The sequence below is a fragment of the Pectobacterium zantedeschiae genome (assembly GCF_004137795.1).
Taxonomy (GTDB): Bacteria; Pseudomonadota; Gammaproteobacteria; order Enterobacterales; family Enterobacteriaceae; genus Pectobacterium; species Pectobacterium zantedeschiae.
This window is the reverse complement of record NZ_NWTM01000001.1, coordinates 3155081-3170366: the sequence shown is the minus strand read 5'-3', so window position 1 is coordinate 3170366 and position 15286 is coordinate 3155081. Positions and strand designations below refer to the sequence as shown.

Annotated in this window: 14 protein-coding genes and 1 other RNA gene; 12 read left to right on the top strand and 3 right to left on the bottom strand. The window is 48.3% G+C overall.

What is annotated here, in order from left to right; genetic code table 11:
* Positions 1-36 precede the first annotated feature (36 nt).
* The 3 genes from rsmI to ygiD all read left to right on the top strand — a co-directional run bounded on the left by rsmI (position 37) and on the right by ygiD (position 2300).
* Positions 37-924 carry a 16S rRNA (cytidine(1402)-2'-O)-methyltransferase gene (rsmI, locus tag CLR69_RS14260; protein ID WP_129713528.1) on the top strand — a complete coding sequence of 296 codons (888 nt, stop codon included), beginning with the start codon at positions 37-39 and terminating at the stop codon, positions 922-924.
* A gap of 25 nt (positions 925-949) precedes the next feature.
* Positions 950-1328, top strand: an RNA gene (gene rnpB / locus CLR69_RS14255) — RNase P RNA component class A.
* Positions 1329-1514: 186 nt separating this feature from the next.
* Positions 1515-2300 carry a 4,5-DOPA-extradiol-dioxygenase gene (gene ygiD, locus CLR69_RS14250; protein WP_129713527.1) on the top strand — a complete coding sequence of 262 codons (786 nt, stop codon included), beginning with the start codon at positions 1515-1517 and terminating at the stop codon, positions 2298-2300.
* A 68-nt stretch (positions 2301-2368) separates the two neighbouring features.
* Here ygiD and CLR69_RS14245 read toward each other — a convergent pair whose 3' ends face one another.
* The 3 genes from CLR69_RS14245 to tolC form a co-directional block, all read right to left on the bottom strand.
* Complete coding sequence (locus CLR69_RS14245) at positions 2369-3529, bottom strand: glutathionylspermidine synthase family protein (RefSeq protein WP_129713526.1); 1161 nt, start codon at positions 3527-3529, stop codon at positions 2369-2371.
* An 11-nt stretch (positions 3530-3540) separates the two neighbouring features.
* Positions 3541-4215 carry a DUF1190 family protein gene (locus tag CLR69_RS14240; RefSeq protein WP_129702548.1) on the bottom strand — a complete coding sequence of 225 codons (675 nt, stop codon included), beginning with the start codon at positions 4213-4215 and terminating at the stop codon, positions 3541-3543.
* Between the two features lie 464 nt (positions 4216-4679).
* The gene (tolC, locus tag CLR69_RS14235) at positions 4680-6074 is read right to left on the bottom strand and encodes an outer membrane channel protein TolC (protein ID WP_129713525.1); all 1395 of its coding nucleotides are present in this window, start codon (positions 6072-6074) and stop codon (positions 4680-4682) included.
* 336 nt (positions 6075-6410) lie between these two features.
* On the opposite strand from tolC, the gene nudF reads away from it, so the two are divergent.
* The 9 genes from nudF (at position 6411) to CLR69_RS14190 (ending at position 15278) form a co-directional block, all read left to right on the top strand.
* The gene (gene nudF, locus CLR69_RS14230; protein ID WP_129713524.1) at positions 6411-7043 is read left to right on the top strand and encodes an ADP-ribose diphosphatase; all 633 of its coding nucleotides are present in this window, start codon (positions 6411-6413) and stop codon (positions 7041-7043) included.
* Between the two features lie 4 nt (positions 7044-7047).
* Positions 7048-7479, top strand: coding sequence for a DUF1249 family protein (locus tag CLR69_RS14225; RefSeq protein WP_039289649.1), 432 nt, complete (start codon positions 7048-7050; stop codon positions 7477-7479).
* Between the two features lie 108 nt (positions 7480-7587).
* Positions 7588-8415: a 3',5'-cyclic-AMP phosphodiesterase gene (cpdA, locus tag CLR69_RS14220; protein WP_129713523.1), complete on the top strand. Its 828-nt coding sequence runs from the start codon at positions 7588-7590 to the stop codon at positions 8413-8415.
* Positions 8415-8996, top strand: a complete 582-nt coding sequence (gene yqiA, locus CLR69_RS14215; RefSeq protein ID WP_129702552.1) for an esterase YqiA — start codon at positions 8415-8417, stop codon at positions 8994-8996. Before cpdA ends, yqiA begins: the two co-directional genes overlap by 1 nt.
* A gap of 84 nt (positions 8997-9080) precedes the next feature.
* Positions 9081-10976, top strand: coding sequence for a DNA topoisomerase IV subunit B (gene parE, locus CLR69_RS14210; RefSeq protein WP_039304131.1), 1896 nt, complete (start codon positions 9081-9083; stop codon positions 10974-10976).
* A 585-nt stretch (positions 10977-11561) separates the two neighbouring features.
* Positions 11562-12272 (top strand): ferredoxin reductase domain-containing protein, encoded by a 711-nt coding sequence (locus CLR69_RS14205; RefSeq protein WP_129713522.1) that lies wholly within the window; start codon positions 11562-11564, stop codon positions 12270-12272.
* Positions 12241-13722 carry a 4-hydroxyphenylacetate 3-hydroxylase family protein gene (locus tag CLR69_RS14200; protein ID WP_197730558.1) on the top strand — a complete coding sequence of 494 codons (1482 nt, stop codon included), beginning with the start codon at positions 12241-12243 and terminating at the stop codon, positions 13720-13722. The genes CLR69_RS14205 and CLR69_RS14200 overlap by 32 nt, the downstream gene beginning before the upstream one ends.
* Positions 13706-14083 (top strand): NUDIX hydrolase, encoded by a 378-nt coding sequence (locus CLR69_RS14195; protein ID WP_129702555.1) that lies wholly within the window; start codon positions 13706-13708, stop codon positions 14081-14083. Before CLR69_RS14200 ends, CLR69_RS14195 begins: the two co-directional genes overlap by 17 nt.
* Entirely contained in the window at positions 14073-15278 is a 1206-nt protein-coding gene (locus CLR69_RS14190; protein ID WP_129713521.1) for a M24 family metallopeptidase, read from the top strand. The genes CLR69_RS14195 and CLR69_RS14190 overlap by 11 nt, the downstream gene beginning before the upstream one ends.
* Positions 15279-15286: the final 8 nt, after the last annotated feature.

Genomic DNA, 15286 nt, shown 5'->3' with positions numbered 1-15286 from the left:
GATGCTCAATATTAAATCGGCAACCCGGATGAAACAATGAATCAAGACCAACAAGCAGATATTTCTGCATCTACCCTCTACATTGTCCCTACGCCAATCGGCAATCTGGGCGACATCACGCAGCGTGCGCTAGCAGTATTGGCAAGCGTTGATCTGATCGCCGCCGAGGATACCCGCCATACCGGTTTGCTGTTACAACATTTTGCGATTAATGCGCGGCTGTTCGCATTACACGACCATAACGAACAACAAAAAGCGGATGTGTTGCTGGCTAAATTGCAGTCAGGGCAAAGCATCGCGCTGGTTTCAGATGCGGGAACGCCGCTGATTAACGACCCTGGTTACCATTTGGTTCGACGTTGCCGCGAAGCGGGCGTTCGCGTCGTACCACTACCGGGCGCGTGTGCAGCGATAACGGCACTCTCCGCCTCAGGTCTGGCGTCCGATCGTTTTTGCTATGAAGGTTTTCTCCCAGCCAAAACCAAAGGGCGCAAAGATAAGCTGCGTGAGCTAGGAGAAGAACCCCGCACGCTGATTTTCTACGAATCGACACATCGTCTTTTGGACAGCTTGCAGGATATCAGTGAAGTACTGGGGGCTGAGCGCTATGTGGTGTTAGCGCGCGAAATCACTAAAACCTGGGAGTCGATTCATGGCGCGCCTGTGGGTGAACTGCTTGCCTGGGTGAAAGAAGATGAGAATCGCCGCAAAGGGGAAATGGTACTGATTGTCGAGGGGCATCAGGTGGATGAGAACCTCCTGCCCTCCGAGGCTCTGCGCACGTTGGCACTATTGCGCGCTGAGCTACCGCTGAAGAAAGCGGCGGCATTGGCGGCTGAAATTCACGGCGTGAAGAAAAATGCACTTTACCGCTATGGGTTGGAGCAAGAAGGTGAGAGTGATGAATCGGGGGATGACAAGTAGGGCAATTTACCCTATTATCCGCGCCGGAGTTGACCAGACAGTCGCCGCTTCACTGCCGTCCCTTTCGGGGGAGACAGGTGGAGGGGAGGAAAGTCCGGGCTCCATAGGGCAGGGTGCCAGGTAACGCCTGGGAGGCGCAAGCCTACGACTAGTGCAACAGAGAGCAAACCGCCGATGGCCCACGCAAGTGGGATCAGGTAAGGGTGAAAGGGTGCGGTAAGAGCGCACCGCGCGACTGGCAACAGTTCGTGGCACGGTAAACTCCACCCGGAGCAAGGCCAAATAGGGGTTCACATGGTACGGCCCGTACTGAACCCGGGTAGGCTGCTTGAGCCAGTGAGTGATTGCTGGCCTAGATGAATGACTGTCCACGACAGAACCCGGCTTAACGGTCAACTCCCTTCATCATAAAACCCCGCTTCGGCGGGGTTTTGCTTTTCCTCATCCTGGACTAGTAGATATTCAGGCAATTTCAAATTAATTGATGTTCTCCATCACATAACTCTGACTTTTTCTATGTCATAAAGCGCGTAGAGTAATGTCATCACGTGCTGCGGCACGTTCGCTGACATCTTTCAGAGGATATGACTATGAACAACACTTCCCGGATGCCTGCATTGTTCCTCGGCCACGGTAGCCCGATGAACGTGTTGGAAAGCAATACTTATACTCAGGCATGGCAAACGCTAGGCGAGACGCTGCCGCGTCCGAAGGCAATTATTGCCGTTTCTGCCCACTGGTATACCCGTGGCACGGCTGTGACGGCGATGGAGAAACCACGCACAATCCATGATTTTGGCGGTTTCCCACAGGCGCTGTTTGATACCCAGTATCCAGCCCCCGGCTCACCTGAGTTAGCGGCGAGAATCCAGCAGGTGCTAGCTCCGTATCCTGTTACCGCCGATCAAAGCCAGTGGGGTTTGGATCATGGTTCCTGGGGCGTGCTGATTAAGATGTACCCAAATGCGGATATCCCTGTTGTGCAACTGAGCGTGGACGGCACACAGCCTGCTGAGTATCACTACGAGCTAGGGCGCAAGCTGGCGGCACTGCGTGATGAAGGCTTCATGATTGTGGCCAGTGGCAACGTCGTGCATAACCTGCGGATGGTGAAATGGGACGGTGATGCGGAGCCTTATCCTTGGGCCGTCTCATTCAATCAATATGTGCGTGATAACCTGACTTATCAGGGAGACGACCATCCGCTGGTTAATTTTATGCAGCATGATGGTGCCGCATTATCTAACCCGACGCCCGATCACTATTTCCCGCTGCTTTATGTGCTGGGCAGTTGGGATGGCAAAGAAGCGATTAGTATTCCCGTTGATGGGCTCGAGATGGGATCGCTGAGTATGCTGTCGGTACAGGTGGGATAACCTACTCTTTGCTTTAGAAATGAGAAGGCACGGTGAAAACCGTGCCTTATTACTTTCAATTTTGCGGCTTAATCCAGAATGGTGTGCGGATAGAAGCGCGAGAGATCCTGCGTGATCAGAGCACGATCTTCACGTACGCCGATACCGCAAGGCTGATCGTTCACCAACCAACTACCAATCAGCGTGTAGCTGTCGCCGAACTTCGGCAATTGATGATATTGCTGGACGATCATACCTTCTTCGCCGTAAGGGCCGTCGGCTGACGCAATCTCTTTTCCGTTTTCAACGATCCGGATGTTCGCCCCCTCGCGTGAAAACAGCGGCTTGATGACGTAGCTGTCCAGTTCGGGATGTTCATCTTCCGCAAAGTAGGCAGGAAGCAGATTGGGGTGATTCGGGAACATTTCCCACAGCATCGGCAGCAGCGCTTTATTGGAAATGATACTTTTCCAAGCAGGCTCCAGCCAACGCACGCCAGCATCTTCCAGCTTGGTGGAAAACATTTCACGCAGCATGAATTCCCACGGATACAGCTTGAACAGGTTACCAATTACCTGATTTTCAGGGTCGGTAAACTGACCTTTCTCACCGAGGCCAATTTCCTCGATGTACAGAAATTCGCTTGGCAGGCCCGCTTCCAGAGCGCAATCCTGAAGATATTGCACCGTACCGCGATCTTCTTCCGTATCCTGGCAGCAGGCAAAGTGCAGCAAGCCAAAGCCGTGGTTCAGCTTTAGCTCTTCAAAGCGTTCGATCAGCTTTTCCTGAATGCTGTTGTACTGGTCAGAATTCTGCGGCAGATTTCCGGCGTTGATTTGATCTTCCAGCCACAACCATTGGAAAAAAGCAGCTTCGTACAGCGATGTTGGCGTGTCCGCATTGTTTTCCAGCAGCTTAGCTGGAGATTTGCCGTCATACGCCAGATCGAGACGCGAATACAGCGAAGGCTGATTGGTGCGCCATGAGTGTCTGACGAATTCCCAGGTGTGTTTAGGAATTTGAAATTTGGCGAGCAGCGCGTCACTGTTAATGACTTTTTCCACTACTTGCAGACACATCTGGTGCAGTTCTGCCGTGGTTTCTTCCAGCTCTTCGATCTGAGCAAGCGTGAACTGGTAGTATGCCTCTTCGCTCCAGTAGGGCTCGCCGTACATGGTGTGGAAACGAAAACCAAATTCGGTGGCTTTTTCCTGCCAGTCAGGACGCGCTGTAATATCTATCCGCTTCATTCGATACGTCCTCAGCCGCCCATGCTACGGGAAGAGCTGGAACTTGAGCTGGCGCTGCTGCGTTGCATGCTGTTTTGCTTCGCGACTGTTTCACCAAAGCCACCACGCGTGATGGTCGAGGTTGTCGCAGGTTTTGGTGCCAGTGCGGTTTTAGGCACGGTCATTGTGCGGCCTGTTGTCGCGTTGCCGTAGTTTTTACCAGCGGCATCAACAAATTGGCCATTGGCTGGGCTGGCTGGCGTTTTTGGACTGAATAGCGGCTGCTGTGCGAAACCGGCACCGCCACCCATCATTCTGCCCATCATGTAACCGGCCATCAATGGCATCCAGGACATACCTCCGCCCTGTTGAGATTCTGCTGCCATGCCTGCCTGTGCAGGTGCGGGAGTTTGGGTACATTGTGCTTCGCCAAATTCCGCTACGCAGTCTTCTTTCGTCGCGTATTTGGGGGCCGTTTTTTCCGCTTCTTTTAACGCATTATTGTACGCGGTGGTGCATTGGGCAGCCATTGACGGGTTCGCTGACGAACAGTCATCCGCATTCTGGTAGAGGGAGACGGTTTCATCGGTTTGTTCGCAGCCCGCGAGGAAAAATACGGCGCTGACGGCCAAAGCAACAGGTGCCAGACGGTGCGTTCGCCATTCCTTGCGGAACATTTCCTGATTAATATTTTTTGTGCGTTTCATTGTGTTTATCCCAGAGCAAAGCATCACGGCCAATAACAAATAAGTGTGCCTAAGAATAGGGGAACGTTGCTTGAATTTAAAGCGGCAATGGGTGTAACGGAGGGGGTCTTTACGTTGCTATACATTAAAATCCTACCCATGAGGGCTATTTCATTTGCCATTTTGAACCTGGGCAGTGTTCGCACAAACGCAATGGCGTTTGAACGCCCCTTGGGACGGCCCGTAGGGTCGGAGCTGCGTCCGTTCAACATGCGTTACATGTTGTCTGCGCGCTGTCCGTGTCCAAACTGGCTGCACCAATCACGCCTACTGGGATAGGCTTTGAGTCGTGCAACGTTTCTCCTTATGAAGAAAGAAGACGGCCCCAGCGTGCTGATGCCGTTACGTTATTTTGTGGAAAAAATGCGGATATAAAAAAGGGGAACCGTGGTTCCCCTGTATCTGATGCTTACCAACGTGTCAGATTAACGCTGCGCTGAGGTGGTCATTGCCTGCGGAGCAGTATTGTCTGTTACAGTCGGTGTTGTTGATACTGGCTGACCTAATGACGCATTCAGCGCTTGCAGGTCGGCTTCGCTCAGAGTGCCCTGCGCGGACTTGATATTTAACTGATTAATCAGGTAATCATAACGCGCGCTGGAGAGCTGCTGTTTGGCGTTATACAGCGTGGTAGTTGCATCAAGTACGTCAACGATGGTGCGCGTTCCTACCTGATAACCGGCTTCCATTGCATCCAGAGAGCTCTGTGCAGACACTTCAGCCTGTTTGTAAGCGTTGATGCTGCTGATGGAGGCTGAAATGTTGTTAAACGATGAGCGTACCGTCTGAATAACGGAACGGTGTGCGCTTTCCAGCAGTTCACTAGAACTAACATAGCTGTGCTGCGCCTGCTTCACCTGAGAATTGGTCGCGCCACCGCTGTAAAGTGGCAGAGTGAAGTTAATCCCCACTTTATGCTGCCCAGCGTCTGAATCGTTAAATGAGTTACTGTTCTGTGTTCTTGAACCCGAGTAGCGAGTATCGCTCACGCCCGTCGATGCGGTGAGATCCAGCGTTGGCATATAGCCTGTTTCGGCGGAACGGATCTGCTCACGTGCCAAATCCTGGCTCAAACGTGCGGACAACAGGTTCAGGTTACGGTTTTCGGCTTCTTTCAGCAGGTTGTTAACGGCTTCCGGTTTCTGGGTAGAGAAACGTTCGATGTTCAGACCAGCCAATTGCGGGTAGAAATTGCCAGTTATCTGGCGCAGGGATTCCAGTGCATTATCCAGCGTATTACGTGTCAACACTTCATTTGCCAACACGCTGTCATACTGGGCACGGGCGTTCTGAACGTCGGTAATGGCAACCAAACCTACGTTGAAACGCTGTGTCGTTTGATCCAACTGGCGATAAATCGCCTGTTTCTGTGCATTGATGTAGGACAGTGAGTCAATAGCGCGCAGTACGTTGAAATAAGCGGTCGCCGTGTTCAGCATCAGGTTTTGCTGAGCGGTCTGATAGGTTACGTCTTCAATACCGGCCTGTTTTTCCTGCAACGTCAGCGCACGCCATTTGGACATGTCGAACAGCGTCTGGGTTAATTGCAGTGACGCACCCTTGACGTCGCTGTTGACGCCTTTGCTGTCACGATAGCCTTTGTTGTAGGTATAGTCAGCGCCTAAACCCAACTGCGGTAGTAATGGGCTGCGTGATTCGTTGATTTTTTCAAACGCGGCGTCGCGGGTTGCCGCAGAGCTGCGTAAATCAGGGTTGGTGCTTTTTGCCTGTTGGTAGACCTGTAACAGGTTTTCCGCCTGACTCATGGCGCTAAAGCCACCCAGGCTCAGACCAATAAGAAGAGGGAGCAATTTCTTCATTTGCATTCCTTGTTGTGCAGCAATCTCGCGATGGTAGCGCTGTCTGTAGACGAATAATTGTCGATTCTATCAGAATCTGCCAATAGGATAAGGTAGCTGAACGTGCCATCTTTCAGCGGAATATGTCCAAATGGTCAGGTAAATTGGCCCGTTGGATGATTCAGTGCGACGTTTTGCGATTCAGTAAGGCATCGAAAACTGATGCGACGGAGGGATATAGTCCCACCTCGCGGACGTTATGCCTAATAAACGTTCAAAAACAATGATGAGTATAATGACAGCGGATTCCGCCATACAATACCGAATTCCATTAATACTTGTTACAGGAGTGCAGCCATGGCGTCTTCCGTATCCGGCCCAGTTACTTTCACCAAAGATGATGTAGAAATTATTGCACGTGAAACGTTGTACGACGGTTTTTTTTCGCTGGAGCGTTACCGCTTCCGTCATCGCCTGTTTAATGGTGGTATGAGTGGTGAAGTCAGCCGTGAGATTTTAGATCGTGGCCATGCCGTGGTGTTGCTGCCTTACGATCCGGTGCGTGATGAAGTGGTATTAATAGAACAGATTCGTATCGCTGCCTATGACACCAGCGCATCTCCCTGGCTGTTTGAGCTGGTGGCTGGCATGATTGAACCAGGAGAAAGCGACGAAGATGTGGCGCGGCGTGAAGCCGAGGAAGAGGCTGGATTAAGGGTTGGCCGCTGCCGACCGATAATCAACTATCTTTCCAGCCCCGGTGGCACCAGCGAACGTCTGGCGGTGATGGTGGGTGAAGTGGATACCCGTACGGCGACAGGGATTCACGGCCTGGCGGAAGAAAATGAAGATATCCGCGTACATGTGGTGAGCCGTGAGCAGAGCTATCAATGGGTTGAAGCGGGGATTGTTGATAACGCGGCGTCTGTCATTGCCTTGCAATGGTTGGCGTTGCACCATGAAGAACTGAAGCGCGCGTGGGTGGGTTGAATTTATGAAGCGTTATACACCGGATTTCCCTGCCATGATGAGGCTATGTGAAACCAATTTCATGCAATTACGGCGTTTGTTGCCAAAAGTTGATGAAGTTGGTGAAATCGCGGTTTATCACGTCGATAATGCGGTCTATCAACTGACGATTCTTGAATCTACTCGCTATACCTCATTGGTCGAAATTAAGCAGACGGCACCTGCTGTAAGCTACTGGAGTCTGCCAATGATGAGCGTTAGGTTGTATCATGATGCGTTGGTTGCGGAAGTGTGTGCCAGCCAGCAGATCTTTCGTTTCAAAGCACGTTATGATTATCCTAATAAGAAGTTACATCAACGTGACGAAAAGCATCAAATTAATCAGTTTCTCGCTGATTGGCTAAAGTATTGTTTGGCGTATGGTTCGATGTCGATACCGGTTTTTGATACCCAATAGATTTCAAGGCGCAGGACGGCGACGGTCAAGCCACCAAGGGAAACCTAGCGTATTCTGCAATTTGAAAGATGACGGGTAGAGACAGATTTACGTAACCAAGGACACCATTTGGAAAGCCTGTTGACACTGCCTGTGGCGAGTGGCGCCAGAGTCAGGATTTTACAAATAACAGATACCCATCTTTTTGCGGGCGAGCATGAAACCCTGCTGGGTATCAACACCTATCGTAGCTATCACGCTGTGCTGAATGCCATCAAGGATCGGCAGGATGTGTTTGATTTAATCGTGGCGACGGGCGATTTGGCGCAGGATCATACGTTGCAAGCCTATCACCATTTCTCACGTGGGATCGCACAGATCCCTGCACCTTGCGTATGGCTTCCAGGTAACCACGATTTCCAACCCGCGATGGTTGACGCACTGGCTGATGCTGGTATTGCGCCGTCCAAGCATGTGTTGCTGGGCGACAAGTGGCAGATTATCTTACTGGATAGCCAGGTGTTTGGCGTACCGCACGGTGAACTGAGCGAATACCAGCTTGAATGGTTGGAGCGTAGCCTGAAAAGCCAGCCCGATCGGTTTACGCTACTGCTGTTGCACCATCATCCGCACCCTTCCGGTTGTACCTGGCTCGATCAGCACAGCCTGCGTAATGCGCACAATCTCTCTGCGGTACTGGATCGTTATCCACAGGTGAACACTGTGCTATGTGGGCATATTCATCAGGAGATGGATTTTGACTGGCATGGCCGCCGCCTGCTGGCAACGCCGTCGACTTGCGTGCAGTTCAAACCGCACTGTACCAATTTCACTATTGATAATGTAGCGCCGGGATGGCGCTATTTAGACTTGCTGCCGGATGGTCGCCTGGAAACTGAGGTTTACCGCCTGTCGGGCAGCGAATTCCTGCCTGACATGGATTCGGACGGTTACTAATGCCAACGCTTCTTTATCTACATGGCTTCAACAGTACGCCACAGTCGGCGAAAGCGACGGCGCTGAAAACGTGGCTGGCAGAACAGCATCCTGAAATTGACATGGTAATTCCACAGTTGCCGCCTTATCCGGCAGAGGCCGCCGAGATGATGGAATCGTTGATTATGGAACGGGCGGGTCGACCGGTGGGGATTGTTGGTTCTTCCCTCGGTGGTTATTATGCCACCTGGCTATCCCAGTGTTTTATGCTGCCTGCCGTGGTGGTGAATCCGGCGGTGAAGCCGTTTGAGCTGTTGCTGGACCATCTGGGCGAATATCAGAACCCCTACACCGGCGAACAATATGTGCTAGAGTCTCGGCACGTGTACGATCTGAAGGTCATGCAGGTTGACCGACTAGAATCGCCGGATTTGCTCTGGCTGCTGTTGCAGACGGGAGATGAGGTTCTGGACTATCGTCAGGCAGTCGCGTATTACACGGCCTGCCGTCAAACTGTGGAGTCAGGGGGCAATCATGCCTTTGTTGGATTTGAGCAATTTTTCACACCAATTGTGAATTTTCTAGGGCTCACGACAGACTGAATCGCCACATATGCATTGAAAAACGAATCGCCGAAAGCGCTTCGTTAAACACCATTCACTGAACTCAAAGAATTAACGCAAACTATGGCTCAATCAAGTTATAACGCTGATGCGATTGAAGTACTCAGCGGACTGGAACCGGTGCGCCGTCGTCCGGGAATGTACACCGATACCACGCGTCCTAACCATCTGGGACAAGAGGTCATAGATAATAGCGTTGATGAAGCGCTGGCGGGTCATGCGCGCCGTATTGATGTGATTTTACACGCCGATCAGTCGCTAGAGGTGATTGATGATGGCCGTGGGATGCCGGTGGATATTCACCCAGAAGAGGGGGTACCCGCCGTTGAGTTGATCCTCTGTCGTTTGCACGCGGGCGGCAAATTTTCCGGTAAAAACTATCAGTTTTCAGGCGGCTTGCACGGCGTAGGGATTTCCGTGGTGAACGCTCTGTCTACCCGTGTTGAAGTCACCGTCAAGCGCGATGGTCAGGTCTATGACATTGCGTTTGAAAACGGCGATAAAGTGCAGGAACTGACGGTAACAGGCACCTGCGGACGCCGTAACACCGGTACGCGCGTGCACTTCTGGCCGGATGAGAAATTCTTCGACAGCGCACGCTTTTCGGTATCTCGTTTGACGCACCTGCTGAAGGCCAAAGCGGTCTTGTGCCCCGGTGTGGAAATCATCTTCAAAGATAAAGTTAACAATACCGAGCAGCGTTGGTGCTATCAGGATGGCCTGAACGACTACCTGTGTGAGGCGATAAATGGCTTGATCACACTGCCAGAAAAACCGTTTCTGGGGTCGATTACCGGTGATACGGAAGCCGTAGACTGGGCGCTACTCTGGCTACCGGAAGGTGGTGAACTGCTGACGGAAAGCTACGTTAACCTCATTCCGACGCCAATGGGCGGGACGCACGTTAACGGCTTGCGTCAAGGACTGTTGGATGCGATGCGTGAGTTTTGCGAATTCCGTAATATTTTGCCGCGTGGCGTGAAGCTGAGCGCAGATGATATCTGGGAACGCTGTGCTTACGTGCTGTCGGTAAAAATGCAGGAACCGCAGTTTGCCGGGCAGACTAAAGAACGTCTCTCTTCTCGTCAGTGCGCCGCATTTGTGTCCGGCGTCGTGAAAGATGCCTTCAGCCTGTGGTTGAACCAGAACGTACAGGCCGCAGAGCAACTGGCTGAGCTGGCTATCTCCAGCGCTCAGCGACGCATGCGTGCAGCCAAAAAAGTGGTGCGTAAAAAGCTGACCAGTGGGCCTGCGTTGCCGGGCAAACTGGCAGATTGTACCTCGCAGGATCTCAACCGTACGGAACTGTTTCTGGTGGAAGGGGATTCAGCGGGCGGATCGGCTAAACAGGCGCGCGAACGTGAATTCCAGGCGATTATGCCGCTGAAAGGTAAGATCCTGAATACCTGGGAAGTTTCCTCTGATGAAGTTTTGGCTTCGCAGGAAGTCCATGATATTTCGGTGGCGATCGGTATCGATCCCGACAGCACCGACCTCAGCCAACTGCGCTACGGCAAAATCTGTATTCTGGCGGATGCGGACTCTGATGGCTTGCACATCGCGACGCTGCTGTGCGCGCTGTTTGTCCGCCATTTCCGGGCGCTGGTTCAGGGCGGGCACGTTTATGTCGCCATGCCGCCGTTGTATCGTATCGATCTGGGCAAAGAGGTTTATTACGCGCTGGATGAAGAGGAAAAAGCGGGCGTGTTGGAACAGCTTAAGCGTAAGAGAGGCAAGCCTAACGTACAGCGCTTTAAAGGTCTGGGTGAAATGAACCCGCTACAGCTGCGTGAAACTACGCTGGATCCTAATACTCGTCGTCTGGTGCAGTTGACCATCAACGAAGAAGATATGGATCAGACAATGGCGATGATGGATATGCTTCTGGCGAAGAAACGCTCGGAAGATCGCCGAAACTGGCTGCAAGAGAAAGGCGATAAGGCGGAGATTGAGGTGTAACGCCACCGAGAGTTGAGTTTTCGAAATAGCTCAAACGACAGGTGAACGTCAGCTATCTTTTAAGCATGTGTCTAACCTGGTTCATTAAATGGAATGTTCCAGCGGAAGAAATGCCATGGGGTTTCCCTCCATCAGGTCGGATGGTGGAGGAATCTCCCCTTGTTGAACCATTTTTCAGAATCAATGTATTGCCTGAATTTCCGCTATTCCTGCCTATTTTCCCCGATCTTTCCAGATACCCTCGTATTTCTCTGAGCACGGTGTCACACCCAGTAAAAAATAGAATTTTTATTGATCTCATCCTCTTGAATTAAAATCAGAACCTCATTTTTTTGTTAATATTGTGATGTGTATCTCAATTTGTAGTGAGCGTACATTTCTATTGAAACAATAATGAGATCTATCTCTCATTGTGATTAATTAAATTTGATTCATTCAAATTGGTTTGTAATTTATAAATATATCTTATGATTTAGGCTTATTCGTCACAAGGAAGCGATGATGAAAATAACAATGTGTAATTAATTTTATTGTTAATGATTAGCTAATTTATTTTCATTTTAAAAACGGTAAAGTACCTAAACTATGTCATTTATTAGTCATCAAATAATGATCGACCCTTGTCAGATCGAAGTAAGGGAATTAAACGATAAGACTTATCTGGTGAGAATTCGTATAGCCTCCTATCATTATTTACCTGGCCAATATGTGAAATTAAGCTGTGGAGGTGAACTCGAAAGATATTTTTCTATATCCTCTTGGGATACAGTAGGGAATAAAGATGATGAAATAAGCTTAGAGTTAATTATAGGGTTTAATGAATTATTCTCAGTATCGCACCGAATTATCCTCGAAATAAAATCTGGTAACAGTGTTTCTGTTTCATTACCACAGGGGCAGGCACATTGGCGGCAGTCAGACTACGGTAATGTCTTAATCGTATGTGATACCGGCTATAGTTATGCCAGAGGTATTGTTCAATATTTGGCGAAACATTACAGTGAACAACCCACATTATTAATTTGGATAAATGATAAACGTGTTCATTACTTCACTGATAATGATGTTAATAATCTTTTCATATCAAATGAAAATTTTTATTTCAGAACGATCCAACGTAGTCACGAAATTCGCGATGTATCTTTTATAAAGAAAGTAATCGAGACAATTAGTCCATCTCACTTTTCCCTATCCAACTTCTATATCGGAAGCGGTAAGAATCTCTTCAAATTGATACAAAATGAACTTCATACCCTAGGGGTTAATGAAGAAAGAATTATTTCAGACAATTGCTAATAAGGCTGCTGTTATGTTAAAGGAAGACTATTTACGCAGATTGAAAATTCCGCGACAGGTTTATATTGATTCTAAATTGATATCCGACGTCTATAATGAACCCTCATTCCGAGGGGCAATTGATAGCATTGCTGAATTCTATCAACTCCAGGAATCGCAGCCGGAATTGTTCACTTATGAAGAAAATGGTAGCAATTATCACATTAGTACGCTTGCTCCTAAAACTAAGGAGGACTTAGCGAGAAAGAGAAAGAGTTATAAAGCGATTGCTGATTTATCATTTGGGATGCTGGGAAGAACACCAGATTTCATCAATAGTGCTTTAGCGGCTATGGCCACAAACTCTCATGTTCTTGGTTCGGGTCAATACACTGATTTTTCTAGTAATGCAGTTAAATACTATAACAGATGTCGAAATGAAAATTTATTTGTAGGGCATGGGGCAATTAATCCTCAAATTGATAGGGGTATTCAGTTAGGATTACAAGAAAACAAATATTGCGGAGTTCGATCTATTTCTCATGATTCAAAAGGAATGATTGTCCGTGGCGCTAAAATGATAGTTACGTTGGCTCCAATTGCTGATGAGCTCTTAGTATTTAATATGCCCGGACTGATTCCCGGGGACGAGGATTTTGCCCTGGCATTTGCTGTACCCGTTACTGCTCAGGGAGTGAAGCTTATTTGCCGAAAACCTCTGAACCATAATGGTTACAACCTTTTAGATCATCCAATTTCAAATCTCTTTGATGAGTCTGATGCATATATGGTTTTTGAGGACGTATTTATTCCATGGAGTGATGTATTTGTCTTCAGGGATATAGAAAAGTCGAATTCATTTTATGATAAGACGCGAATTAGAAACCATAATGGACACCAGGGAATTGTTCGGGGGCTTGCAAAAGCTGAATTATTGACAGGCGTTGCAATTGAACTGGCTAATAAAATGGGGCTTGGTAGCTTCTTGAACGTCCAGGAACAACTCGGAGAGATGACCTCAAGTTTGGAGTTAGTTCGCGGTGCGATTTTGTTAGCGGAAGAAGATGCAACCTTCGAAAATGAACTTTTGAATCCTAGTATTCACGCCATTCAAGCTATCCGATACCATTTCCCTAAGTGGTATCATCGTATGGTAAATATCATTCAATCTCTCTCTGCGGGTTCAATGCTTGCTGTCCCCCATCATGGGGATTTTGAAAATAACAACGGTCCGGTTATTAAAGAAGCGTTAAGAAATAAAAATATAAGTGCTGAAGATAGGTGTTTTCTCTTGAATTTGGCGTGGGATCTTAGTGGTGATGGTTTTGGGCAACGGCAAATGGTATATGAAAAGTACCATGCAGGTGATCCTATTAGAATAGCTGCAATGCATTATTCAAATTACCCTAAAGGTGAGTTATTTAAGCATCTAGATAATATAAAGAGAATTTATCATGATTCTTTGCGCTAGCTTGGCCTATATCAAGCAAGACAAAGTACTGCTGGTTCGTGTTCGGGATAATACAGTGTGGTATTTTCCTGGCGGAAAAATATCCCCAGGAGAGAATCCTAAAGAAACATTAATACGAGAACTGGAAGAGGAACTCGGATTAGTTGTTCCGGCATCTGAATTGACGTTTCTGACCACAGTAACCGGGCCAAATCATGATGGTAGCGACAGGGTTCACCTGTCTATTTTTACCCTCTCGTTTTTGCCGCCTGTTACCCCATGCGCTGAAATTAGTGAATTGGGATGGTTTTCCCTTTCTGACACGGAGCACATGGCCCCGGCTGTCGTAAAAACGCTCAAGGTTATTAACAATGGCTTATGATACGGCTCAAATTCGAGATCTTTTCGATAGAGAAAAAATAGACTTATTGATTGGATCAAGCAGAGAAAATCTTCACTATTTCACGGGATTTTCACCAGTCGTTAAGACATTGAATCCCTATCATGGGCAATGCTATGCATTACTTCATCGGTATGACCTTGGTACTGTAAGCATCGTGCATTCGATTGGTGAGATAGATCAGGTACTTGATGCGGATGTTCCCATCCAACATGTTCAGCCCTATGGGATCTTTTATCGTGAATATGGCGGTCAAATTTGCTTAACGGAAGATGAAACTGAACTTCTAAAGCTTAGCAATATCGAGTTATCTCAGGCCTCGCCAGCTGAAGCCTTAGAAAAGCTGATTCGTAAAATACGAGACTATGGTGACATAAATCGCATCGGGTTTGATGAAGATGGTATGCCGCTACAGACCTTGGACTATCTTAAAAATAACTTTCCTAGCATCAAATGGATTGGTGTATCTAAGGCTATACGCCATGCGAGAAGGCGTAAAACACCAAACGAAGTCGAGATGCTGACAAAATCAGCTTTGATTAACGAAGCTGCGATTTATGAGACGGTAAATTTAGTCAGTAGAGGGTCCAGTGAGACTGAAATAGCAAGTTGGTTCAATCAGGCACTTGTAAAAAAAGGGGCTTTTCCTTCCCTGACTATGCTGAAAGTGGGCCGAGCCGCAGTCGGCGGGCAGAGGCGGCAAAATGAAAAATTGTGTCTGGAATCAGGCGATCTTCTTTGGTTTGATTCTGACGCAGTTTATCAGGGTTATTGGTCTGATATTTCCCGTGTATATGCAATCGATCGTGTTGAACCTTTTATACTAAAGCGTTATCGAGCACTGCAAAATGCAATGTTATCGGCGCTTGATTTTATTCGTCCCGGACAAACAGGAAAACAAGTTTTTTCTCATATTATGGATGTTGTACACCGTTCCGGTTTTCCTGAATATCGACGTCATCATGTTGGGCATGCAATTGGTTTAGAGCCTTATGAACTCCCAATATTAAATCCCTCTGATGAGAATATTATACAAGAAGGAATGGTCTTGTCGGTAGAAACACCTTACTACGAGTTTGGAATGGGGGCTTTGCATATAGAGGACCCGCTTTTTGTCGGCGTTTCTGGCAACCATTTTTTAACTTCAAATCCTGCACCTAATTTTAAAATCATATAAAGGAATAT

What these genes read in the sequence shown, in the direction of transcription:
- yqiA (WP_129702552.1), top strand. Translation starts at nt 8,415, where the DNA reads ATGCCAACGCTTCTTTATCTACATGGCTTCAACAGTACGCCACAGTCG.
- parE (WP_039304131.1), top strand. Translation starts at nt 9,081, where the DNA reads ATGGCTCAATCAAGTTATAACGCTGATGCGATTGAAGTACTCAGCGGA.
- CLR69_RS14200 (WP_197730558.1), top strand. Translation starts at nt 12,241, where the DNA reads ATGAAGAAAGAATTATTTCAGACAATTGCTAATAAGGCTGCTGTTATG.
- CLR69_RS14225 (WP_039289649.1), top strand. Translation starts at nt 7,048, where the DNA reads ATGAAGCGTTATACACCGGATTTCCCTGCCATGATGAGGCTATGTGAA.
- CLR69_RS14205 (WP_129713522.1), top strand. Translation starts at nt 11,562, where the DNA reads ATGTCATTTATTAGTCATCAAATAATGATCGACCCTTGTCAGATCGAA.
- CLR69_RS14190 (WP_129713521.1), top strand. Translation starts at nt 14,073, where the DNA reads ATGGCTTATGATACGGCTCAAATTCGAGATCTTTTCGATAGAGAAAAA.
- nudF (WP_129713524.1), top strand. Translation starts at nt 6,411, where the DNA reads ATGGCGTCTTCCGTATCCGGCCCAGTTACTTTCACCAAAGATGATGTA.
- ygiD (WP_129713527.1), top strand. Translation starts at nt 1,515, where the DNA reads ATGAACAACACTTCCCGGATGCCTGCATTGTTCCTCGGCCACGGTAGC.
- tolC (WP_129713525.1), bottom strand. Translation starts at nt 6,074, where the DNA reads ATGAAGAAATTGCTCCCTCTTCTTATTGGTCTGAGCCTGGGTGGCTTT.
- CLR69_RS14245 (WP_129713526.1), bottom strand. Translation starts at nt 3,529, where the DNA reads ATGAAGCGGATAGATATTACAGCGCGTCCTGACTGGCAGGAAAAAGCC.
- CLR69_RS14195 (WP_129702555.1), top strand. Translation starts at nt 13,706, where the DNA reads ATGATTCTTTGCGCTAGCTTGGCCTATATCAAGCAAGACAAAGTACTG.
- CLR69_RS14240 (WP_129702548.1), bottom strand. Translation starts at nt 4,215, where the DNA reads ATGAAACGCACAAAAAATATTAATCAGGAAATGTTCCGCAAGGAATGG.
- rsmI (WP_129713528.1), top strand. Translation starts at nt 37, where the DNA reads ATGAATCAAGACCAACAAGCAGATATTTCTGCATCTACCCTCTACATT.